At 37.0% G+C, this 22,824-nt stretch carries 24 protein-coding genes, 1 tRNA gene, 1 other RNA gene, 1 pseudogene and 1 other annotated feature; of the genes and pseudogenes, 4 read left to right on the top strand and 23 right to left on the bottom strand.

Annotated features, from left to right (window positions below):
* Positions 1–14: 14 nt before the first annotated feature.
* The 3 genes from dnaX to tadA all read right to left on the bottom strand — a co-directional run bounded on the left by dnaX (position 15) and on the right by tadA (position 2,693).
* A complete protein-coding gene (dnaX, locus tag ABDZ63_RS12280) occupies positions 15–1,727 on the bottom strand; it encodes a DNA polymerase III subunit gamma/tau (RefSeq protein ID WP_343783881.1) in 1,713 nt (570 codons plus the stop codon).
* A 135-nt stretch (positions 1,728–1,862) separates the two neighbouring features.
* An RNA gene (gene ffs, locus ABDZ63_RS12285) (signal recognition particle sRNA large type) lies at positions 1,863–2,130 on the bottom strand.
* Between the two features lie 98 nt (positions 2,131–2,228).
* Positions 2,229–2,693, bottom strand: coding sequence for a tRNA adenosine(34) deaminase TadA (gene tadA / locus ABDZ63_RS12290; protein WP_343783883.1), 465 nt, complete (start codon positions 2,691–2,693; stop codon positions 2,229–2,231).
* A gap of 102 nt (positions 2,694–2,795) precedes the next feature.
* Here tadA and ABDZ63_RS12295 point away from each other — a divergent pair, with 102 nt between their 5' ends.
* The gene (locus tag ABDZ63_RS12295) at positions 2,796–4,079 is read left to right on the top strand and encodes a glycosyl hydrolase family 18 protein (protein ID WP_343783885.1); all 1,284 of its coding nucleotides are present in this window, start codon (positions 2,796–2,798) and stop codon (positions 4,077–4,079) included.
* Here the strand turns inward: ABDZ63_RS12295 and ABDZ63_RS12300 are convergent.
* The 4 genes from ABDZ63_RS12300 to acsA all read right to left on the bottom strand — a co-directional run bounded on the left by ABDZ63_RS12300 (position 4,076) and on the right by acsA (position 8,838).
* Positions 4,076–4,834 (bottom strand): DUF3891 family protein, encoded by a 759-nt coding sequence (locus ABDZ63_RS12300; RefSeq protein ID WP_343783886.1) that lies wholly within the window; start codon positions 4,832–4,834, stop codon positions 4,076–4,078. The genes ABDZ63_RS12295 and ABDZ63_RS12300 overlap by 4 nt on opposite strands.
* A 101-nt stretch (positions 4,835–4,935) precedes the next feature.
* The gene (locus tag ABDZ63_RS12305) at positions 4,936–5,451 is read right to left on the bottom strand and encodes a type 1 glutamine amidotransferase domain-containing protein (RefSeq protein ID WP_343783888.1); all 516 of its coding nucleotides are present in this window, start codon (positions 5,449–5,451) and stop codon (positions 4,936–4,938) included.
* A 77-nt stretch (positions 5,452–5,528) separates the two neighbouring features.
* The gene (locus tag ABDZ63_RS12310; protein WP_343783890.1) at positions 5,529–6,845 is read right to left on the bottom strand and encodes a lysine N(6)-hydroxylase/L-ornithine N(5)-oxygenase family protein; all 1,317 of its coding nucleotides are present in this window, start codon (positions 6,843–6,845) and stop codon (positions 5,529–5,531) included.
* Positions 6,846–7,116: 271 nt separating this feature from the next.
* Complete coding sequence (gene acsA, locus ABDZ63_RS12315; protein ID WP_343783892.1) at positions 7,117–8,838, bottom strand: acetate--CoA ligase; 1,722 nt, start codon at positions 8,836–8,838, stop codon at positions 7,117–7,119.
* 242 nt (positions 8,839–9,080) lie between these two features.
* Here acsA and cynS point away from each other — a divergent pair, with 242 nt between their 5' ends.
* Positions 9,081–9,626 carry a cyanase gene (cynS, locus tag ABDZ63_RS12320; protein WP_343783894.1) on the top strand — a complete coding sequence of 182 codons (546 nt, stop codon included), beginning with the start codon at positions 9,081–9,083 and terminating at the stop codon, positions 9,624–9,626.
* A gap of 87 nt (positions 9,627–9,713) precedes the next feature.
* Here cynS and ABDZ63_RS12325 read toward each other — a convergent pair.
* From ABDZ63_RS12325 to ABDZ63_RS12370, 10 genes and pseudogenes are all read right to left on the bottom strand, one after another.
* A pseudogene (locus tag ABDZ63_RS12325) lies at positions 9,714–9,836 on the bottom strand (rhodanese-like domain-containing protein); the annotation flags it as partial.
* Between the two features lie 15 nt (positions 9,837–9,851).
* Complete coding sequence (locus tag ABDZ63_RS12330) at positions 9,852–10,082, bottom strand: YidH family protein (RefSeq protein WP_343783996.1); 231 nt, start codon at positions 10,080–10,082, stop codon at positions 9,852–9,854.
* Between the two features lie 36 nt (positions 10,083–10,118).
* The gene (locus ABDZ63_RS12335; RefSeq protein WP_343783896.1) at positions 10,119–11,771 is read right to left on the bottom strand and encodes a SulP family inorganic anion transporter; all 1,653 of its coding nucleotides are present in this window, start codon (positions 11,769–11,771) and stop codon (positions 10,119–10,121) included.
* 81 nt (positions 11,772–11,852) lie between these two features.
* Positions 11,853–12,983, bottom strand: a complete 1,131-nt coding sequence (locus ABDZ63_RS12340) for an MBL fold metallo-hydrolase (protein WP_343783898.1) — start codon at positions 12,981–12,983, stop codon at positions 11,853–11,855.
* A 24-nt stretch (positions 12,984–13,007) separates the two neighbouring features.
* Positions 13,008–13,577 (bottom strand): sulfurtransferase TusA family protein, encoded by a 570-nt coding sequence (locus ABDZ63_RS12345; protein ID WP_343783900.1) that lies wholly within the window; start codon positions 13,575–13,577, stop codon positions 13,008–13,010.
* A gap of 17 nt (positions 13,578–13,594) precedes the next feature.
* Complete coding sequence (locus tag ABDZ63_RS12350) at positions 13,595–13,894, bottom strand: rhodanese-like domain-containing protein (protein ID WP_343783902.1); 300 nt, start codon at positions 13,892–13,894, stop codon at positions 13,595–13,597.
* Positions 13,895–13,978: 84 nt separating this feature from the next.
* The gene (locus tag ABDZ63_RS12355; protein WP_343783904.1) at positions 13,979–14,458 is read right to left on the bottom strand and encodes a DsrE/DsrF/DrsH-like family protein; all 480 of its coding nucleotides are present in this window, start codon (positions 14,456–14,458) and stop codon (positions 13,979–13,981) included.
* Between the two features lie 54 nt (positions 14,459–14,512).
* Positions 14,513–14,740, bottom strand: coding sequence for a sulfurtransferase TusA family protein (locus ABDZ63_RS12360; RefSeq protein WP_343783906.1), 228 nt, complete (start codon positions 14,738–14,740; stop codon positions 14,513–14,515).
* Between the two features lie 93 nt (positions 14,741–14,833).
* Entirely contained in the window at positions 14,834–15,094 is a 261-nt protein-coding gene (locus ABDZ63_RS12365) for a metal-sensitive transcriptional regulator (protein WP_343783908.1), read from the bottom strand.
* Positions 15,095–15,332: 238 nt separating this feature from the next.
* The gene (locus ABDZ63_RS12370) at positions 15,333–15,869 is read right to left on the bottom strand and encodes a CotY/CotZ family spore coat protein (RefSeq protein WP_343783910.1); all 537 of its coding nucleotides are present in this window, start codon (positions 15,867–15,869) and stop codon (positions 15,333–15,335) included.
* A 171-nt stretch (positions 15,870–16,040) separates the two neighbouring features.
* Here ABDZ63_RS12370 and ABDZ63_RS12375 point away from each other — a divergent pair, with 171 nt between their 5' ends.
* Entirely contained in the window at positions 16,041–16,694 is a 654-nt protein-coding gene (locus tag ABDZ63_RS12375) for a deoxynucleoside kinase (RefSeq protein WP_343783912.1), read from the top strand.
* Positions 16,691–17,362, top strand: a complete 672-nt coding sequence (locus tag ABDZ63_RS12380) for a deoxynucleoside kinase (RefSeq protein ID WP_343783914.1) — start codon at positions 16,691–16,693, stop codon at positions 17,360–17,362. Before ABDZ63_RS12375 ends, ABDZ63_RS12380 begins: the two co-directional genes overlap by 4 nt.
* A 35-nt stretch (positions 17,363–17,397) precedes the next feature.
* Here the strand turns inward: ABDZ63_RS12380 and ABDZ63_RS12385 are convergent, their stop codons facing one another.
* The 6 genes from ABDZ63_RS12385 to pdxS form a co-directional block, all read right to left on the bottom strand.
* Positions 17,398–17,805 (bottom strand): bactofilin family protein, encoded by a 408-nt coding sequence (locus tag ABDZ63_RS12385; RefSeq protein WP_343783916.1) that lies wholly within the window; start codon positions 17,803–17,805, stop codon positions 17,398–17,400.
* 15 nt (positions 17,806–17,820) lie between these two features.
* Positions 17,821–18,771 carry a M23 family metallopeptidase gene (locus ABDZ63_RS12390; protein WP_343783918.1) on the bottom strand — a complete coding sequence of 317 codons (951 nt, stop codon included), beginning with the start codon at positions 18,769–18,771 and terminating at the stop codon, positions 17,821–17,823.
* Positions 18,772–18,908: 137 nt separating this feature from the next.
* Positions 18,909–19,001: transfer RNA gene (locus ABDZ63_RS12395), tRNA-Ser, on the bottom strand.
* Positions 19,002–19,249: 248 nt separating this feature from the next.
* Entirely contained in the window at positions 19,250–20,530 is a 1,281-nt protein-coding gene (serS, locus tag ABDZ63_RS12400) for a serine--tRNA ligase (RefSeq protein WP_343783920.1), read from the bottom strand.
* 508 nt (positions 20,531–21,038) lie between these two features.
* Positions 21,039–21,259: a binding site (T-box leader), on the bottom strand.
* Positions 21,260–21,293: 34 nt separating this feature from the next.
* On the bottom strand, positions 21,294–21,890 hold the full coding sequence (gene pdxT, locus ABDZ63_RS12405) for a pyridoxal 5'-phosphate synthase glutaminase subunit PdxT (RefSeq protein ID WP_343783922.1): 597 nt from the start codon (positions 21,888–21,890) through the stop codon (positions 21,294–21,296).
* 12 nt (positions 21,891–21,902) lie between these two features.
* On the bottom strand, positions 21,903–22,790 hold the full coding sequence (pdxS, locus tag ABDZ63_RS12410) for a pyridoxal 5'-phosphate synthase lyase subunit PdxS (protein WP_343783924.1): 888 nt from the start codon (positions 22,788–22,790) through the stop codon (positions 21,903–21,905).
* Between the last annotated feature and the right edge of the window lie 34 nt (positions 22,791–22,824).

Below are 22,824 nucleotides of genomic sequence, written 5' to 3' on the forward strand. Positions count from 1 at the left end.
TAAGATTTTCCTCCTTAAGAATCCTTGACCTCTATTAAATCCTCGCCAACTAACTTCTGAGCCTCTGTAATTAATTGTTCATCTTCATTGCTTTGTTGTGTTGACTCCTCACCTTGTTCACTTTGACTTTGATCAGGTTGTTGGCTTAAAAAGTCTTCTCTTATAGAGTGCCATTCTTCCTCAGGAATTGGAATAATCGTAAGCCTATTTCTTAAATATTCACTCAAAGCTGTTTCCACCATCTCTTGATTTTCTTGAATGAGTGAACAATGGATCTCAAATTTAAACGCTAAAATAAGCGATTGGGAGGAGGCTGCTTTAGGCTGACTATTTACTAGTTTAGCATGTGCTGGCGGACTTGTCTTTTTCAATCCGTCCATAAAGCTAGCCCAATTTGATTTAACTTTATTTATATCCTCTTTAGTTGCCTCAGCCAAGGTTTTTCGTACCTTTTCATAAGGTACTTTATATTTATTTTGACGATTCGGACTTTGGCGTTTTTGTGTCTCACTTCGAGGTTGTTCTGTATTAGTCGCTACACCTTGTTCTTTTAATGCCTTAAGCTCTTTTTCTAAGGTCGCTATTTGTTGTAATAATTCTGGTGAAGCGGATTGTGTTTGTGCTTGTTCCTCCTTCTGACTACTCACTTCTTGTATGTTAAGTAAGGCGACTTCAACTAAGATCTTAGGGCTATTCGTCCACTTCATATCTTGTTGTGTTTGATTCAATATGGATATAGCCTCTTCTAACCAATGCGGCGTTAATAACTTTCTTACTTGATGGAACTGTTCATTAGGGATCGCTCTAACTAATGCTTCTTCAATCCCCTCTGCACTATTATACATATACAAATCACGTAAAAAGTGAATAAAATCAAAGACGAAACGACTCGGATCTTTTCCTTCTTGCATCATGTGATCAAGCAAGGTTAAAGCTTCTTTTCCATCTTGATTAACGAGAGCATCGATCGTAGCTAACAATTGCTCTTGGGCGATCGAGCCCGTTACAGCTAACACATCTTTCATGTAAATATGACCATCTTCACTATATGCGATCGCTTGATCTAATATACTTAACGCATCGCGCATACCACCCTCAGCTGTTAATCCAACATGAATGACTGCATGCTCATCATACTGAATACCACCATCATCTAAAATCAATTTCAAGCGATCAACAATAGCTTGCTGTGAAATACGCTTGAAATCAAAGCGTTGACACCTTGAAATAATCGTGAGTGGAATTTTGTGCGGTTCAGTTGTCGCTAGAACAAAAATAACGTGAGCTGGTGGTTCCTCTAACGTTTTTAACAAGGCGTTAAATGCACCTGTCGATAACATATGCACTTCGTCAATAATATAAACTTTATACGGTACTGCACTCGGAGCATACTTTACTTTATCCCTAATCTCACGGATATCGTCGACTCCATTATTGGATGCGGCATCAATTTCAATAATGTCTGATATCGAATGATCTTGTATTCCTTTACATGCATCACATAATCCACAAGGTTCTTTAACTGGTGAGTGCTCGCAATTAATAGCTTTAGCAAAGATTTTAGCCGCACTCGTCTTCCCTGTCCCTCTAGGTCCAGTAAACAAATAGGCGTGTGCTACTTTGGACTGTTCAATTGCATTTTGAAGCGTTCTTGTTATATGTACTTGACCGACGACATCTTGGAATTGTTGTGGTCGCCAAACACGATACAAAGCTTGATATGCCATGGACATAATCTCCTTTTAATTCCTCTTCTTTATTATAACTGATTCGATTCAGACATTTCAAAATGAAACAGAGAATTTTACTAATTATATAGAAAAACTCACCTGATTCCCAGGTGAGTTCCTTAAATATGTACGCCGTGCACCCATCTTCGATAAAGTAACTCATAAGCGTTACGTAAGATCCTAGCTCGGTTCAGGTGACCCTGCGACACACAAGAATGACCGCTTACTGCTGCTTCCTTCCGGATCTGACAGGGTTCACGGGTTCTCATTGCACAGGACCCAAACGTCAACACTATTCACTTACGGCAGACCTTAAAGTTACTTTACCTCAGACGGGAATTCAGTCCCACTATAGCGGATTGTGGGTAACAGGGCACCGCTACCTCCCCACCTAGCACGGCAAGTGTTAATATAATATTTGCGCTTTAATTAGCGCATATACAAGTATATTATTTTTTAAATAAAAATGCAATGCATATCATGAACCAATATTTTCTCCTACTTGGAATGTTTTTTCTGTTGACGTAGCTTACGAAAAAAGTTCGTTAATAGCTGAGAACACTCTTGTTCTAACACACCACTTTCAACAGTTGCTTGATGATTAAACTGTGGCTCTTCAAGTAAATTAGTAATGGTTCCTGCACAACCAGCCTTTTGATCCTTCGCTCCATAAATGACATGCGGAATACGTGCTTGAATGATAGCACCAGCACACATTGGGCAAGGCTCGAGTGTAACATATAATCGGCAATTTTCTAAACGCCAACTTTTTAAAACTTCATTAGCCGCTTCAATTGCATACATCTCAGCATGTGAAGAACTTTTTTGAGAGGACTCTCTTATATTGTAACCTGTTGCAATAATCTCATTATCATAAACTATAACAGCCCCAATTGGAACCTCACCTATTGCTTCTGCTTTTTTCGCTTCATTAATCGCTTGATTCATGTAATATTCATGCATTTAATTCACCTCTAGGCTTATGAACATCTATAACTTTTTAGCATACCTATAGTAACTGACACATACATTCAGGAAAGAATAAATTGGAAAGGAGTGTGCTCATTGCTCATACACGTCATTCAACAAGGTGATTCTGTTTACTCTTTATCAAACCGTTACCAAGCGCCAATAGAAGACATTATTGAAATAAATGAGTTGGATCAACCAGAGAGTCTTGTTGTCGGTCAATCCTTAGTTATACCGGCCACTCAATACACTGTGCAAGAAGGGGACAGCTTTTATTCAATCGGTCAACGGTTAAATATTCCGTATGAGTTATTAGCATCATATAACGACTTAGATTTAAATGAACCATTAATGATTGATCAGGTATTACAATTGCCTGAACCAGATCGTCGTACCATTACAACTAATGCTTACATTGAGCCATTTGGTGATACTGTTAGTGAGAACTTAATTCAATCAGCTTGGGCTAGAACCCCATTATTAACATACTTAGGTATGTTCAGTTATGAGGTAAATCCAGACGGTTCACTCACCCCTCCGCCACTTGATGATATTCCGAACATTGCTCAAACTAATAATACAGCATTAATGATGGTAATTACAAACTTACAAGAAGGTGCTTTTGACCAAGAGCTAGGTAGAATTATATTAACTGATGAACAAGTTCAAGATCGCTTACTTGATGAGATTATTCGTATTGCTAATGAAGTCGGTTATCAAGATATTCACTTTGATTTTGAATTTTTACCACCTGAAACCAGAGAAGATTATAACAATTTCTTAAGTAAAGCAAGTGAGCGACTTAGTCCCGAGGGGCTCCTCATCTCAACCGCACTTGCTCCGAAAACAAGGCCAGACCAACCAGGTGCATGGTATGAAGCACACGATTATGCTGCACACGGAGAAATTGTAGACTTCGTTGTTTTAATGACCTACGAATGGGGTTATGGTGGAGGTCCGGCTATGGCTGTATCACCAATTGGTCCTGTTCGTGAAGTAGTAGAATATGCCTTAACTGAGATGCCAGCTGACAAAATAATACTCGGTCAAAACACTTATGGATATGACTGGACATTACCATATGTAGAAGGTGGCGAACCTGCTGAAGCCATTAGTCCAAATCAAGCAATTCAAAGGGCAAGAGAGTATAATCAAGCAATTGAATTTGATGAAGAAGCACAGGCACCCTACTACTTCTACTGGGATGAAGCAGGTAATCAGCATGAGGTTTGGTTTGAAGATGCGAGGTCAATTCAAGCAAAATTTGACCTCATTAACGAGCTTGGATTAAAAGGGATTAGTTATTGGAAACTTGGCCTATCCTTCCCACAAAATTGGGCACTACTAAATTACAATTTCGATATTGATAAAATTGTTTAAACTATAAAAACTTCTCTCAGCTTAAAAGGTGATAAATCATAAGCTTGTTGTAAACCTCTTTGCTTAATATCTATTTTAGACACTTGTTTGTACGCAATTTCTACTTTAAAAGGGTTAGCAAATGGGTTAGGCGTAACAGCAACTGACTGTTCGTCTAGCCATTTTGCTTTGATTTCCCCGGTAATTCCATTAAACCGTTGTCTAAACCCTTCTTTAAACATTGGGGTTTCTTCTTCCTTAGAAGTGCCAGGTTCATTTAGGAACATATATAAAGACAAGTCGTCACAAAACTGAAGTAGGTGAAAGTGAAAATCAATATACTTTTCAGGTACTTGAGCTTTAAGTATTTTTTTAATTTGATTTTGTCGACTCATTTCCCGGGAAATGAAGTTGGAAATAGTCGGATCTAAAGAGTTTCTATCGAAAAATGAAGTATAATGTAAACTACATAATAAAGCTGCATATTCGGAGTGATCTTCAACTTGATTAATCCCTTGTTCATAGTGTTCAACTTTAGGTTGTAATGGGAAATCGATAAATGAATGTGGCTGGCCTTTCTCCTTATTCCATAATGGTTCACGATCTAATGGAATCCATGCACAGTCGTGTTGACTAACTGCATACTCCACCTCATTTCGATAAACAGTACCTTCAAATATCGATGAACTCCATTGACTAGCCAACTCGCCACTTACTAAAGCATGATCATGTTGTGCCATCATCTTAAAATGATCATAAAAAGAAGTCACGATCATGACAACCTCTCCTTTTATGTATAGTTATAAAAGCCAGCCCAAGATAGACCCCTTAAGCCGGCTTAATTAATTTTACTTTAAAAAATCCGTATAATATCAACTTAATTAGCCAATTGCTTTAATGATTCGCGGTTAAATGCAGGTAAATCATCAGGCTTGCGACTTGTTACTAAGTTATGACAGACAACAACTTCTTCATCTTTGAAATTAACTCCTGCATATTCCATATCAACTGCAATTGATTTAAAACCTGTTGCAACACGACCTTCTAATGCTTTAGCTGTAATTAACAATTGCGGGCCATGACATATAGCAAAAACGGGTTTATTTTCATTCATAAAATGCTTAACAAATTTAACAAAACGCTCATCTGCTCTTAATATATCCGGAGAGAAGCCACCAGGAATGAATAATGCATCAAAATCTTTCGGATTCACTTCATCAATCCCGTGGTCAATAGCTACTTCAACTTCTCCCTTTTTTCCTGTTACAACTTGATTCTTTTCTTTCTCAATCGTTACAACACTATGACCTTCATTTCGAAAGGCATTAGCCGGTTCAGTGTACTCACTATCTTCAAATAGGTTAGTCATAACGCAAGCAACTAACTTAGACATAGAGAAACGCCTCCTTTTATTAATCAATGATTAACCTAAAAGCACTATTCCCTAATTATTCAAATTAAAAACTGAATTTAAGTATCATGTTGAAACTGTTGAAAGATTGAATGTCCTTTAGCTTGATACACCTCTTTTCCTAACAAATCATTGATAATCTCCATATTCCGTTGGATCGCTAAACCTAAATTAGTCGCGGCTGTACCATGCGAATGTTCAATATTAGTCACCATGTAAAAATGGTGGTCTCTTTCTTGTTTAAAATCTAAGCGGTAATGGCGAGTTATTTTAAACAATAAGTCTTCCCGGTCCTCCCAATGTATTTTATTTTCAAAGCGTTCCAAAAACCATTGAGGAATATTCGGTTTATAACCCGTAGCTAATATCACCTTCTCCGTTTGATAATTAAAAGACTCTTCTTGTTGCCACTGTTCACATTGAATCTCGTAAAACTCACCAGAAGGTTTAATTTCCTTAACGTCAGTTATGGGCTGTATCGTTACCTTAGGGTCCTTCTCACCAATTGAGTAATGATACAACATATCATATATACCCTCTAAGGTTGATTCATCAACACCATGGCGTAAAGGGTCTAACGAATCTAACGTTTCTTTTCGCTTTTCAAAATCTAATTGATGGAAGTAATCCACATATTTTGGTGAGAAAAACTCTTGACCAATTTTTGCGGACTCAAGTTGGAAGATGCCTTTACTTCGTGTAAACCATGTTAAATGAAATTCTTTATTCTCCCTTTCCTCAAGCAAATCATAAAAGACCTCAGCAGCACTCTGACCTGAGCCAACAATCGTTATATGATTTGAATTAAGCAATTGTTCTTTATAATATAAATAACGGCTTGTATGCAAGACATCATCTTCTCGTAAGTTTTCCGTTGAATCGAGTACAAAAGGTTCTGAGCCTGTTGCCATGACAACATGTTTTGTAAAATACCTCGACGTTTCCATCGTTTCCTGATCCTCTATTACAACTTCATAATGAGGTGTTTCTGCATCTTGATGGTCAATAATATCTACTACACGTTGACCGAAAATTAAGCCACTGATTTGGTCTGTAGCCCATTGAAGATAATCATTATACTCTTGTCTAGGTATTTCCATTTTCTGAAAGAAATAAAACTTATATAACCTCCCATGCTCATGTAAGTAATTTAAAAAGCTATAACGACTTTTAGGATTAGCAAATGTAACTAAATCAGCTAAGAAAGGGATTTGTAAATCTGTTCCCTCAATTAACATTCCAGGGTGCCAATCCATTTGAGGCGTTTGATCAAAAAAGATTCGATCAACATCTTCTAAATCTTCAGTTAAGGCAGCTAAACCTAAATTATATGGGCCAATTCCGATGCCGATAAATGTGTATAACTTATGTTGCATTTCGATCACATCCTTTCACTTTTTTATTAGTATGTACTTATTTACGTTTCCTAACGACTTATGACTTAAACTACTTTATAAAACTATACAAGACAGAGACTGGAACAAAATTAGTTGAGTAATAAAAAATCCGAACGACTCATCATAGATGAACTCGTTCGGATTTTGACGCTTCGATCCCATTACATCAAAACTACTCCACTTTATTAGCTATTCAACACGCATCAATTTTAAAGACTTATAGCTTTTTTAAAAGCTTCTTAAATTCATATTATTCTTCTAATGTTGATGTGTCGCCTTCAGGTAAACCTAGCTCCCTAGACTTCAGTAGTCGGCGCATAATTTTACCACTACGCGTTTTTGGAATAGCTTCTGTTACTTCGATTTCACGAGGTGCAGCATGTGCTGCAAAACCTGTCTTTACATACTGACGAATGTCTTCTAATAATTCGTCTGATTCTTCATACCCTTCGTTTAAAGCAATAAAAGCCTTTATAATCTCCCCACGTTCTGGGTCAGGCTTACCAATGACTCCTGCTTCAGATACCGCTTCATGCTCAATTAATTTACTTTCAACTTCAAATGGTCCAACTCGCTCACCAGATGTATTAATCACATCGTCAAGACGCCCTTGGAACCAGAAATAGCCATCCTCATCACGATAAGCACTATCACCTGAAACGTACCAACCATTTAAGAAATAACTCTCATACTTCTCTGGACGCTTATAAATGGCGCGCATCATTGAAGGCCAGCCAGCTTTGATCGCTAAGTTCCCCATTTGATTCGGTGGTAATTCTTCACCTTGATCATCAACAATTGAGGCAACGACACCTGGAATTGGTTTACCCATTGAACCAGGTCGAATGTCCATTGACGGGTAATTACAAATTAATTGTGCACCCGTTTCTGTCATCCACCACGTATCATGAATTCGTAATTCAAATGCTTTCTTGCCCCAGTAAATCACTTTAGGGTTTAATGGTTCACCTACACTTAAAATGTGACGAACACTCGATAAATCAAACTGTTTAACAGTCTCTTCTCCAATGCTCATTAATTTACGGAAGGCGGTAGGAGCTGAATACCAAACAGATACATTATAATCATCTAAAGCACCATACCATGCCTCTGGTGTAAAGCGGCCACCCACAACAACGTTCGTTACACCATTTAACCATGGGGCAAAAATTCCATAACTCGTACCTGTTACCCAACCTGGGTCAGCTGTACACCAATAAACATCACCTTCTTGTAAATCTAACACCCACTTACCAGTTTGATAATGCTGAACCATCGCATTGTGTACGTGATAAACACCTTTTGGTTTACCTGTTGAACCTGAAGTGTAGTGAATTAACATACCATCTTCTAAATCAACCCACTCTATATTAAATTGATCACTAGCTTGATCCATTTCTTTATGGTAATCAACATAACCGTTTGAAATATCTTTGGCTTCACCAACTAAAACGACTTTCTCAAGGTTTGGTAATTCCTTTACAGGGACTCGTGATAATAGTTCGGGTGTTGTAATTAACATTTTGGCTTCACTATCTTCTAAGCGGTCTTGGACAGCTTGCTCCATAAACGCTTCAAACAGCGGTCCAGCAATAGCGCCTACTTTTAAAACACCAAAAAACGAAGCGTAAAACTCAGGGGATCTCGGCATAAATAGAAATACACGATCGCCTTTTTCAATTCCTTGACTTTTTAAAACGTTAGCAAACTGATTACTTTTTAGACTCAATTGTTCAAAAGTTAAGGATTCTTTTCGATCTAAAGCAACATAATGTAATGCTACTTGATCTTTCTTATCAGGGTTTTCAGCGTGACGGTCGACCGCTTCATAAGCAATATTTACCTTCCCTGTATCATTCCAAGAAAAAGCTTTTTTCGCTTCTTCCCAATTGAAGTTTTGGTAAGTTTCTTCATAGTTAACTAAATTGTGTTGATTACTTTTAGCCTTTAAAACGCTTTCACTCACAACCATCACCTCATCCTTTATTTTTAATAAAACATTACAAATTTTAAAAATATTCTAGTAATGATATTGTATAGTAAAATATCAATTTTTAAAAGTCCTTAATTTCAATATCTACCCATTTTTTGAGAAAGCTTGGTTAATTGACCTAGACTCAACAAAAGGAAAAACAGACCTTAGAAAGTTAGGCACTTATACAGGGGTCGATGAGTATTATGATACAAATAAATTTTTATTGGGGGAGTATCCACATGTATAATGCTTCACACGATAGTTATAATTATGGTCATATAAATGGACCTCATCACACCTATCCAACACATCAAAAAACACATCCAATACCAATGTTTAACAGTACCCGTGAAGAGCTAACTAACCTTTTGTTAGCAGCCAAGGAAAGTCAGCAACTATCATTTGATCAGATCGCACAAGATGTTGGGGGCAGTAAAGAGTGGATCGCAGCTGTTCTATTAGGTCAACAATCCATGAACGCAGATGACGCCATTCGATTAACGCAGGTACTTCATGTTGATCCTTATATAGCCAACCTTTTACAAAGGCCACCTATAAGAGGCTCTTTGGATCAAACTGTACCGACTGATACATTAATTTATCGTTTTTATGAAATAATGCAAGTTTATGGAACTACATTTAAAGCACTCATTAACGAAATGTTCGGAGATGGAATTATGAGTTCTGTTAACCTCGAAATTGGTGTCGATAAAAAACCAGACCCAGAAGGTGAGCGGGTCGTCATTACGTTAGACGGTAAATTCCTCCCCTATGAAAAGTGGTAAAAATAAAGGTGACTCTAAAATCGTTAAACGACTTTAAAGTCACCTTTTTATTCTTATACAAGGGGCAATAGGAGATATTCCAAAAGCTTATGTTTCAACAGGACCTTCCCAATCTAACATTCCACCAGCCATATTTTTCACTTTAAAACCACGTTGTTCTAAATACTGTGTTGCCTTTCCACTACGGCCACCTGAACGACACACCATAAGTGGATTTCAACTTAATTAATATAAATAAAAGTAAAGAAAAAACAAAATAACCATCACAACCATCAATCCAGAAATAAGCCAAACAAGATGAACAGCAGGTTTAAATGTCTGTTCATTAATTTGTGTTCGTTTGCGCTCATAGTGGACAGTTCCGATAATAGCTAAGGCTGTACGAATCCATGCTAAATACGTTCGTTCATTAGCCAGATGTTGTTGTATATAGTTAGAATCTTTTGTTGGTTCGATTTAAAACAGCCCCTTAATGAAAAGCCATACATAACGTTATTTTACACATTGGTTAATAGAATAATACTGGATTCGGCCTTCATACTTATCATACCAACCTGCTTTTTTCACTAAATCTTTAACTGGTCCTTTCATATTCGCAATATTAACCTCTACACCATAATCATCATACTCTTGGATTAGTTCATCTAACTCATCAATCGCTACAGCATCCATATCATTGACTGCTGAAAAATCTAATATGATTTGATTAGTATCAGGCTTTTTGTCTAACAACTTTTCTAATTTATTTTCTAAGAATGCTATGTTCGCAAAGTATAGTGATTCATCAATCCGAAAGATGATCGTGTTAGGAAATGTTTTAGCTTCAGGGAAACGTTCAATATTACGATACACACCTTCTCCTTCTAAATACCCTAACTCAGCTACGTGTGGGTAAGCACTACGCCAAATAAATACGACTAATGAAAAAACAATTCCTGTTAAAATACCAGTCTCAATACTCGTCAATAGTGTTGCGAAAAACGTAACAGCTAAAGTCCAGCCGTCTGCACGTTTTACTTTAAATAAGTGAAAAGCTTCTTTCACATCAATTAATCCATATACAGCTACGATAATAATCGCCGCTAACGCTGATTGCGGTAGGTAGTAAAACCATTCTGTAAAAAACAATAACGTCAAAATGATCATAACAGCAGTAATAATGGTTGCCATCCCTGTTCTTGCCCCAGACTGATAGTTAACTGCTGAACGCGAAAAACCACCTGTCACTGGAAAGGCTGAAAAAAAGGAACCAACTATATTCGTAGCACCTAAACCATTTAACTCTTGATTAGAATTAATTTTGTAACCTTCTTTAGCTGCAAGCTTCTTTGCCACAGCTACCGACTCCATAAACCCGACAAACGCGATTGTTAAAGCGATTGGAAGTAAAGCTGAAATAGAATCCCAACTCACTGACGGTAAAGATAAAGAAGGTAAGCCTGAAGGGACGTCTCCAACGATTGCAACACCTTGATAATCAAGGTTAAACAAATATACTGCTAAACTTGTCGCAACGACTACCACTAATGGCCCTGGTATTTTAGGTACATATTTTTTAAATAATATCAAAATGACGATACTTCCAATACCTAAAGCAACTGTTTGTAAGTGGACCGCATTTAAGTTCACAACTGCTTCAGTTAGTAGTTCCAACACATTACCTTTACTCGGCAATTCAATTCCAAGTAACCCACTTAACTGCGATAAGGCAATAATAATAGCAGCAGCTGACGTAAAACCACTAATAACAGCATGTGATAAAAAGTTAACTATAAAACCGAGTTTAAATAAGCCCATAGCAAGCTGGATGATACCAACCATGAGTGCTAGTAGCAAAGCATAGGAAATGAATTGATCGCTTCCTGGCTCAGCTAATGTAGAAACACCGGAATAAACTAATAAAGACACCATAGCAACTGGACCAACAGCTAATTGTCTAGATGATCCTAATAACGCATATATAATGAGTGGAATAGTTGATGCATAAAGACCCATAACAGGTGGTAAGCCAGCAAGCATTGCGTAAGCCATACCTTGAGGAATTAACATAATTGCAACGATCAGACCTGCAATTAAATCACCTTTAAAATCCATTCCGTTATAGCGTTTAAGCCAGTCCACCGACGGTACGTATTTACTTAACATATTTTCACCTCTCTTACTTTTAACTGCACCTTTGTGCAAAAATTAAGAAGGAGCCTCAACCGCTCCTTCTTAATACATCCTTTATCTTACTGCACACCGGTTTGGTCCAATTTCCATTTCACGCTCTTCTTCTTCACCTGGTGTTTCTTTACCCATGTTAGTAAAACGAATTTTTTCGTGTGAATTTGGTTGAGGTGGTAGGTTTTCTGTTACCATCTTACGGAATTCATCTTCATCTTCAACTTGCAGACCATCGTTGTTCTCAAATAGAACACCTAACTTCTCTTGTACAGAACCGTCGTTGTTTAACTCTTCTTTGAAAGAGAAGTGTGCAGGTAATACGATTAAATCATCTGATAGTTCTTTGTAACGTTTATATAACGTCTTACGTAAATCGCCTACCCAATCTTCTGCTTTACCTGCTAAGTCAGGGCGTCCAATTGATTCAACGAATAAAATATCACCAGACATTAAATACTTCTCATCAACGATAAATGAAGTTGAACCGATTGTGTGTCCTGGAGAATATAGTGCTTGCACGTCAATTTCAGATGATCCAACTTTAATTTCATTGCCATCTTCAATTGGCTCATAATCAAATTGTACTTCTTCAGCATCTTTTGGTGGTAAATAGTAAGTTGCCCCTGTTTTCTCAGCAATTGTGCGGCCACCAGAAATATGGTCTGCGTGTAAGTGAGTATCTAGTGCATATTTAATTTTTGCACCTTTTCCCTCAGCAAAATTTATAAATGTATCCGCCATACGTGTCGCATCAATTACAGCAGCTTCGCCATCTGAAATGACCATATACGATAGGCAACCTTTACCTAGGCGTACGAACTGATATAGCTCACCGTTCCCTTCTAAGACACCAACTTTAACTGGCTCTAAATGTTCACTCCAAGCTTTCATTCCACCTGTTACTGAATAAATATTATCAAAACCTGCATCAACTAATTGCTCAGCAACAAACTGTGATGAACCACCTTTCGCACAAATAACAGCAACATCTTGATCTTCTGGAATTTGATCTTGGATTGGTTCGATTCCATCCATTAAATCAAAGTAAGGTTTGTTTAGATGTTCAAAGCTGTCACTTTCTACTTTCCAATCTTCAAACGCATCTTCATTACGTACATCTAGTAAAAACAAGTTATCTTGGTTCACTACTTTTTTTGCTAATTGGTCTACTGATAACTCTTTAAAGCTCATAAATGATACCTCCTATAGTATTACTTAAGCTTTTTCTACATCTCCATCCCATTCACTCATACCTGGTACAACATTCGTCACATTTTTATAACCTTTTTCAGAAAGTTTCTGAGAGGCTAGGTCACTTCTATTCCCTGTACGACAAACGACAAATATTTCATCGTCTTCACTTAGTACATCAGCTCGATGATCTAATTCACCTAAAGGAATTGATTTTGCACCTGGAATATGACCAAATGCGTACTCTGCTGATTCTCGAACATCTACAATAGTGGCATTCCCAATTGCCATTTTTTCTTTAAGTTGCTCGTTATTTACGATGTGTTCAAATGATGTTTCACCTTTAGCCTCTTCATCGCTTACTTTACGAATATAATGCTTAAGTGTGTCACCATCTTCTTTAAATCCTAAATACTGATGCCCAGTACTCTCAGCCCAAGCTTTCATATCTGCCTTAGTGCCTGGATCTGTCGCTTCAACTAACAACACTTTCCCTGAACCAATGTTTTTCATTTCTTTTTTCGTCTTTACAATCGGCATCGGACAAGCCATACCCTTTGCATCTAAAATGTGATCGGATTTAATTTCAGCCATGCAAAATCCCTCCAAATTTATTTTTCAACAGGACCTTCCCATTCCAACATTCCACCAGCCATATTTGTTACATTATAGCCACGTTCTTCTAAATATTGCGTTGCTTTACCACTACGACCACCTGAACGGCAAACCATAATGTATTCTTCATTCTTTTCTAATTCATTTTCACGAAATTCGATTAATCCTAATGGAATATGCTTTGCACCTGGAATGATACCTTGTGCGACTTCTTCTGCTTCTCTTACATCAATTAAGTTAAGTTTTTCACCATTTTCTAAACGTTCTTGTACTTCTTTAATTGTAACTTCCTTCATAGTAAACCCTCACTTTATAAGTTGTTATTTGTTTATGGATAATAGGTGGCAACTTTTTTCTAAAATTGCCGCCTGTTCTACTGCTTAAATAAATAAATTAATAGCACCATCTTCACCTTCAGAGATATAAGCTGCTACACCACCATACTTAATATCATCTAACAATTCTTCTTCTTTAAGCCCTAATAAATCCATGGTCATTGTACATGCTAGTAGTGTAATCTCTTGTTCTTGAGCCATTGAAATTAAGTCATCTAACGGCATCGCGTTGTGCTTTTTCATAACATTTTTAATCATCTTAGGTCCCATACCAGCAAACTGCATTTTCGATAGTGGTAATTTTTCAGCACCTCTTGGCATCATTTTGCCAAACATTTTTTCCATAAACGTTTTACTTGGACGTAGTTTTTCGTCTTTTCTTAAAGCGTTTAATCCCCAAAATGTGTGAAAAATCGTTACGTCATGGTCATAAGCTGCAGCACCATTAGCAATAATATAAGCAGCCATCGCTCGATCATAATCTCCACTGAATAAGATAATATTTGTTTTCTTTTGTTCTGACATCTTAATTCCCCCTCATTTTTATACCCCCAAAGGTATATATTCCAATAAAAAAACTTAGCCTTTTTCGACGTAAAACGTATATACACCGTCTTCTTCTTTTGTCTCTAATAGTTCATGACCTGATGATTTCGTCCATGCTGTTAAATCACTTTTTGCTCCTGCATCTGTTGCGACAACTTCTAATACTTCACCAGAGTTTACTTCTTCGATTGCTTTTTTCGTTCTTACGATTGGCATTGGGCATGCTAAACCTTTTGCGTCTAATGTTTTTGTGATATTCATTGTTATTCCTCCTAATTTTTCTTTTAACTAATACCATATGGGGTATATTATGTTATAAAATAAATTGTGTCAACCCTTTAACCTTTTAATACTTTAACGGCTTTTAACTAATAAGTTGACAGCTTCTTTAACTCGATCGTCTGTGTTTTCACCATTCTCTTCAGCTTCTCTTACACACTCAATTAAATTCTCACTTACAATCACACCAATTGTTCGGTCAATAGCTGTTCGACTTGCTGAAAGTTGTGTAATTACTTCCCTACAATCTTCACCTTCTTCCATCATACGAAGAACTCCACGCAACTGACCTTCCAAACGTTTTATTCTATTTTTAACTTTTGGATCGTATTCCATTTTCATGACTCCTTTCCAAATACATTGAAAGTTTACTGTTTAACTTACACATTCATCTTATACCCCTGTAGGTATTTTGTCAAACGTATTATTCATAGTAGGTTGTTAGTAATCACTCTAAGAAGTTTTAAACAAGGGGATTCAATGAGGATCAAGAGTCGTAGCTTTATTTATTCAGGTAGGGGAAAAACAAAAAAGCTGATATCTAATAAGATATCAGCCTTTTTCACTAGTTTAGTTATTCTCTTCCTGCTGCTCTTGTTACATTAAAGTCAGATACTGGTAGAGCTCTTACTGGTTCTAGGCAAGAAATCGCAACAAAGTCACAAAGGTCAACTTTGATACAGATTCCTGTTCTTTGTAGTCCTGTTGCACCATCGAAGTAATCACATACATCTCTCTTCTTTCTGCCTGGGCACTGACCATTACCGTTAACAGGTAATAGAAGTTCTAGGTCCGCACAGCAGTCTTTATAAACTTTACTGACACGGAATATCGGTGATTCAAAGCAGTTGAATTCTGTTACATTATTTACAACGGATTGTAATACCCCGCTACCTAAGAACGGTTTACAGCTTCCTTTACAGTATAGAATAAATGGAATTGTGTCATTACCAGTTGTAACTGCTGGCGATACTAAATTTTGAATGGATTGCTTACAGCTTACATCACACTCAGGTGTTGTAATCTCATCTTGTGCTGCTGCAATTTGTCTTACCGTCTTACATACACACTTACTATCCTTGCAATCGAAGTCTTTGCAATCATCCCACATGTTAATTTCACTCCTTTATTGTATCGTTATTATAGATTATGTTGGACAACAAAAAGTGTATAGGTGAGTGGCAAGATTTTGACCATATTTTTCAAAAGTAGATTTTTGTCCAATTATGACTAAAAATTTGATATGATGGAGGGCAGTAATATTTATGTTTCGAATGGAGGAATGAAGGTGAATTCTAAACATGTGCCATTCATCGCAGTAGAAGGTCCAATTGGCGTTGGTAAAACGTCTTTATCTAAAAAGATTGCGACACATTTTTATTTTCATTTATTAAAAGAAATTGTCGAAGAAAACCCATTTTTAGGCAAGTTTTATGACAATATTGAAGAGTGGAGCTTCCAAACGGAGATGTTTTTCCTATGTAATCGATATAAACAACTAGAAGATATAGGAAAGCATTATTTAAATAACGAAAAGCCTGTTGTTTCAGACTATCATGTTATGAAAAATATGATTTTTGCTAAACGGACACTTCAAACACATCAATTTGATAAATATGAACAAATATTTAATATCTTAACTAAAGATATGCCAAAGCCTAATGTGATGATTTATATTCATGCAAGTCTAGATACATTATTAACACGGATTGAAAATCGTGGACGTGAGGTAGAACAAAATATCCAGCCTGCTTACTTAGAACAGCTTTCATATGATTATGATGTTTTTATGGATCATTTTGAAGCTGAAAATCCTGATATACCCGTCATTCGATTAAACGGAGATGAACTCGATTTCATTAAACACCAATCTGATTTAGATTACATCTTGTCAATTGTTAAACAACATATCCAAAAAGGAGAAGTCTTATCATGAACCAATCAAACCCATATGAAATCCCTAACAATGCCGTTATTACGATCGCAGGTACAGTAGGGGTTGGAAAATCCACGATGACTAAGGCATTAGCAAATGCGTTAAATTTTAGAACATCTTTTGAAAAAGTCGAGAACAATCCTTATTTAGATAAATTTTATTCTGATTTTGAACGCTGGAGCTTTCATTTACAAATTTATTTCCTTGCTGAAAGGTTTAAAGAGCAAAAAAGGATCTTTGAATACGGAGGCGGGTTTATTCAAGACCGTTCTATTTATGAGGATACAGGGATTTTCGCTAAAATGCACTATGATAAAGGGACAATGACACCTACAGATTATAATACGTATACCAACTTGTTTGACTCGATGGTGATGACACCATACTTTCCGCATCCTGATTTATTAATATACCTAGAGGGTTCTTTTAATGATGTGTTAGAACGTTTAAGAAGCCGTGGACGTCAAATGGAACAAGAAACACCAATTGAGTATTGGAAAGAGATGTATGAGAGATATGAAAATTGGATTAATAACTTTAATACTTGTCCTGTCATGCGTATTAATATTAATGATTATGACCTTATAAATCCAAACACTTCTATAGAGCCAATCCTTGAGCGAATAAGTGAACACATCCAAATATCAAGGAAATTTATTAAATCATAAAGAAATCCCAGCCCTTTAGCTGGGATTTCTTTATGTTATGAAACTTGTTCTTCTTGTGAAGCTTCTTGTTTTTGATTTGACTTTGATTTTTTAGAATCATCAACAATCATATTGCTACGACCAGTTAAATTACCACCTTCTTCAATAACCAATACACCCATTGTAATATCACCATTAATAACACCTGTTGCTTCAATTCTTAAGGTCCCAGAGGCATACACATCACCATTCACTTGACCTGCTATAGTTAAATCACGTCCTTTAACATCCGCTTCTACTTTACCCTCAGAACCTATGACTATATCACCATCACAACGAATATTTCCTTTAAAGTCACCATCAATCCGAATACTTGCTTGTGTATTTAAGTCCCCTTCAAATTGAGTTAAAGCCCCAATGACAGTATCAACATTATTGATCAGTTTTTCTTGTTTTGAAAACATGTTTAAAACCACCTTTTAATCATTTAAAACACGTTGTAAAAAAGACATATATGGATAAGGATCGACCGTTTCACCACTTCTAATAATTTCATAATGTAAATGAACACCAGTGCTTCTTCCTGTTGAGCCCATAAGACCAATTAAATCCCCTTGTTGCACTTGTTCACCCACTTCAACATCTAACTCTCCTAAGTGAGCATACCTTGTCTCATATGAATTAGGATGATCAATAATGACAGACAAACCATACCCACCATCTCGTCCTGCAAAAGAAACAATACCATCACCTGTTGCATAAATCTCTGTTCCCCAGCCATCAGCTAAATCAATGCCACTATGATAAGCTTCTGTTGATGTAAACGGATCAGATCGATAACCGTATTCAGACGTAATTCTCTCTGTATCTGCCGGCCAATATACTGGAATTGTTTCTAAATCTGTCTTAACTCCTTCAAGTTGATCAATGGCATTCTCATAACGATCAACTAATGATGGAGCTGATTGTTTTAGAGAGGTTAAATCGATCGTCTCATCTTCCTCTTTAATTGATTTACTGGGTTGGATATCTTTACGATCAACCGCAAGTTCTATTCCACCCTGTGGTCCCTCTTCATCAAACGCAGTAATCTCATTTGGCTCTAGAGTTGCAATCATTTCAGTCAGCTGTTCTTCTAGTAGTTCCAATTCCTCTATATGCATTTCAATTTCTGTTCGATCATCTTCATATGTAGTAATTTGTTCTTCCTGTTCTGTTAATACTTCTTCTACTTGTACAACCGTTTGTTTTAATTGTGTATTTTCATTTGATAATTGACTTACAAATGTTAAAGAACCAATCAAACTTAATGTGAGGATTGCTATACCAGTCATAAAACTGAATACTAAAAACTTACTTAATGATAAATGTTTCACTTTTTGACTAGCATCAGATACAACTAATATTCGCCATTTGTTAACACGTTTCATAAAAGGTACCTACCTTTGACCTTAAACTCTAACCGTGAGTTTATGTACTATTTGAATCTTCTATACAAAATTAGATATAAAAAAAAGGCTACTAAAACGTAACCATTGCTGTCTATGCTGATAATTATTAAATTATATGGCGGAGGAGGAGGGATTCGAACCCCCGCGGGCCGTGAAGCCCCTGGCGGTTTTCAAGACCGCTCCCTTCAGCCGGACTTGGGTACTCCTCCGTGAACTGACAAAATAAAATATATCACATGATTCGACACGTTGCAAGGTAAAATAATAAATTCATAAATATTTTTACCTAAAGAGTCAAATTGCAGCAAAAGTTTACAAACCTTTAATCGCCAACGTTTTATAGTATACCACAGGCAATCTCGAATTATAAAGGGTGAATTTGAATTTATTGCGGAAATTTTAAATAGAGGTTTAGGCTCCTGTTTTATTTACTAGAGCCTAAACCTCTAAATTGACTTTATTTAACTGAAATTCGCTCTACATTCCCCATATACGGGCGTAACGCTTCTGGTATTGTCACTGAACCATCTTCATTTTGATAGTTTTCCAATATAGCAGCTACTGTACGGCCAACTGCTAAACCAGAACCATTTAAAGTATGGACAAATTCAGGTTTTGCATTCGCCTCACGACGGAATCTTAACCCAGCACGTCTAGCTTGAAAAGCCTCAAAGTTTGAACATGAAGAAATTTCACGATATGTGTTATAACTTGGGATCCAAACTTCTATGTCATACTTTTTAGCCGCAGTGAAGCCTAAATCAGCTGTGCACATATTCATCACACGGTATGGTAGTTTTAGTAATTGTAAAACTTTCTCCGCATGAGAAGTTAACTCTTCTAAAGTGTTATAAGAATCCTCTGGCTTAACTAATTGAACAAGCTCAACTTTATTAAACTGATGCTGTCTAATTAATCCTCTCGTGTCACGACCCGCAGAACCTGCTTCACTTCTAAAATTCGTACTAAAAGCTGCAAACTTCTTCGGTAAATCCTCAAGCGTTAATATTTCATCTCTGTGGACATTCGTTACAGGAACTTCTGCAGTTGGAATTAAGAAATAATCCAAATCTTCAAGTTTAAAGACATCCTCACCGAATTTAGGTAATTGTCCTGTTCCAGTTAAACTACTGCGATTAACGATTTGTGGTGGTAGCATTTCTTCATAACCATGTTCATCTGCATGTAAATCCATCATAAAGTTAATCAGTGCACGCTCCAAACGAGCACCTAACCCTTTATAAAAGGCAAAACGACTACCGGTTACTTTGGATGCACGTTCAAAGTCGATAATATCTAGCTCATCAGCAATATCCCAGTGAGGCTTTACCTCGAAATCAAACGTTGGCACTTCACCCCAGTGTTTAACACCAATATTGTCATCTTCAGTCTCACCCACTGGTACTGTTTCATGTGGAACGTTAGGAATGGATAAAAGTAATTCATTTAATTTTTCTTCTACCTCATTTAGTTGACCATCAATTTCTTTAATACGATCGCCAACTTCACGCATTTCCTTAATTAAATCATCAGCATCTTGTTTTTCTTTCTTGAGTCGAGAAATTTCTTTAGAAACTTCATTACGACGAGCTTTTAATTCTTCTGATTCTTGAATATAAGCTCGTCTCTTCTCATCCCAGTCTAAAAACTGGTCTAAGTCTGTTAAATCTTCACCACGATGTTGCATTTTTACTTTAATTTCATCAAAATTTTGCCTTAAAAACTTTAAATCAAGCATGCTTATACCTCCTATATTTTCATAATTATTAAAACCTAATCAGTTTTAAAATAACGCTCTGTTAAAGTCCGTTGTTGTTATTGTGAATCGCTTTCGGTGGATGCTTTCACCCGCAGGGCACAAGTGTAACATCTGCTCAAATTTCCCTACGGTCATTTGTCGCAGTGTTTTCTTTGCCGCAGCACGGCTCGAGCTAAACAGCTTCATCGATTAAACATCTTAGTGTTTTGCACCGTGGAAGCCTACTTCGGAGCGTTACTAGCCAGACACAGGTGCATCTCTCGGCAGGAAAACATTGCCTGTGGGGTCTCGAGACTCGTGCTATTCCTGTGACGACCCGGACGGTCTAATGTCGACGTTGGCCACAGGACGTGGCCGACTTTAGTCGACCAGGAGTCGCCACCTTCACTCATCACAATACAACAACTTAGAGCAACCTTTTAAATAATCAACACTAAGCTTTAACAGAGCTTAAAATAAAAAAACGTCCCTTTACTACACGAAGTAGTAAAGGGACGAGGTTATATTTCCCGCGTTGCCACCCTTGTTAAAGAGACATTCTCTTCCAACTCAAGCTAGCTATAACGTTGCTAAACCCGGATTAACTTACTTAGAATTCGGTTAATCTGCTAAAGGATGGATTCACAACTTGTTTATACTAGTTCTCAGCAACCACTAGCTCTCTTAAATAAACAAATGCCGTTACTATTTCCTTTTAAACGCATTTCATTTCATATTTATAGACACAAATATACCTTATATTTTACACAGATGCAAGCTTCTTTGTTTTGGCTACCTCAACCATATCAACAAAATAAGAGACAAGGCGATGGTCATCTGTTAATTCTGGATGAAAGGCAGTTGCTAAGTAATGGCCTTGCTTAGCAGCTACAATTTTATCATCATAAGTAGCCAATACCTCAGTATCTTCTTTTACTTGTTGTATATAGGGTGCTCTAATAAATACAGCCTCAAAGTCTGATGTGACACCTTTAATTTCCATTGAGGCTTCAAAGCTTTCCTTTTGCCTACCAAATGCATTACGAGCGACTACCATATCCATTAACCCTAAATGGGCATCGTTTTGACCATCAATATCTGAAGCAAGTAAGATTAATCCAGCACAAGTACCGAAGATTGGTTTACCTGACTGACCGAATTTAACAAGAGAGTCAAAGAAGTCATACCGATCAATAAGACGACGCATCGTTGTACTCTCACCACCAGGTAAGATTAAACCATCAATTTCTTGTAACTGCTCTGGCCTTTTAATAACAACTGCTTCTTTACCACAAGCTTCTATAGATCGAACATGTTCTATAATAGCACCTTGTAGTCCTAATACACCAATTGTTGTCATCATAATACCCCTTTATTCACTACGATCTTGCATGCGGTCTTGTTCTTGTAAAGTAGACATTTCTAATCCTGGCATCGCAGTACCTAAATCTTTTGAAAGCTTTGCAATTAACTCATAGTCTTGATAATGAGTTGTCGCTTCAACAATTGAACGAGCAAACTTTTCAGGATTATCAGATTTAAAAATACCTGAACCAACAAACACACCATCAGCACCTAATTCCATCATTAGCGCTGCATCAGAAGGTGTTGCAATACCACCTGCTGCAAAGTTAACAACTGGTAAACGACCTTCTTCTTGAACTTGTAGAAGTAACTCATATGGTGCACCAGTTTCTTTTGCATAAACCATTAGTTCATCTTTAGCCATATTTTGAATTTGGCGAATTTGTGTTTGAACTTCACGCATATGACGAACCGCTTCTACAATATTACCTGTACCTGGTTCGCCCTTTGTACGTAACATAGATGCACCTTCGCCAATACGTCGCAAAGCTTCTCCTAAGTTACGGCAACCACATACAAACGGTACAGTAAAGTCATTTTTATCAATGTGATAGATATCATCAGCTGGTGTTAAAACTTCACTTTCATCAATATAATCTGCACCCATCGCTTCTAATACACGCGCTTCAACAATATGACCAATACGTGCTTTAGCCATGACAGGAATACTAACAGCATTTAAAACTTCTTCAGTAATCGTTGGATCTGCCATACGTGCAACGCCACCAGCAGCACGAATATCTGATGGTACTCGTTCTAAAGCCATAACCGCTACTGCTCCAGAAGCTTCTGCAATTTTAGCTTGTTCTGCATTGACAACGTCCATAATGACGCCACCTTTTTGCATTTCAGCCATCCCTCTTTTTACACGGTTCGTACCAACACTTGTTGACATTATAAAGTCCCCCTATCTTTTCTTGGCAAGGTTT

Origin of the sequence: Alkalibacillus silvisoli (genome assembly GCF_039521975.1) — a bacterium.
In the GTDB taxonomy this organism is placed as follows: Bacteria; Bacillota; Bacilli; order Bacillales; family Alkalibacillaceae; genus Alkalibacillus; species Alkalibacillus silvisoli.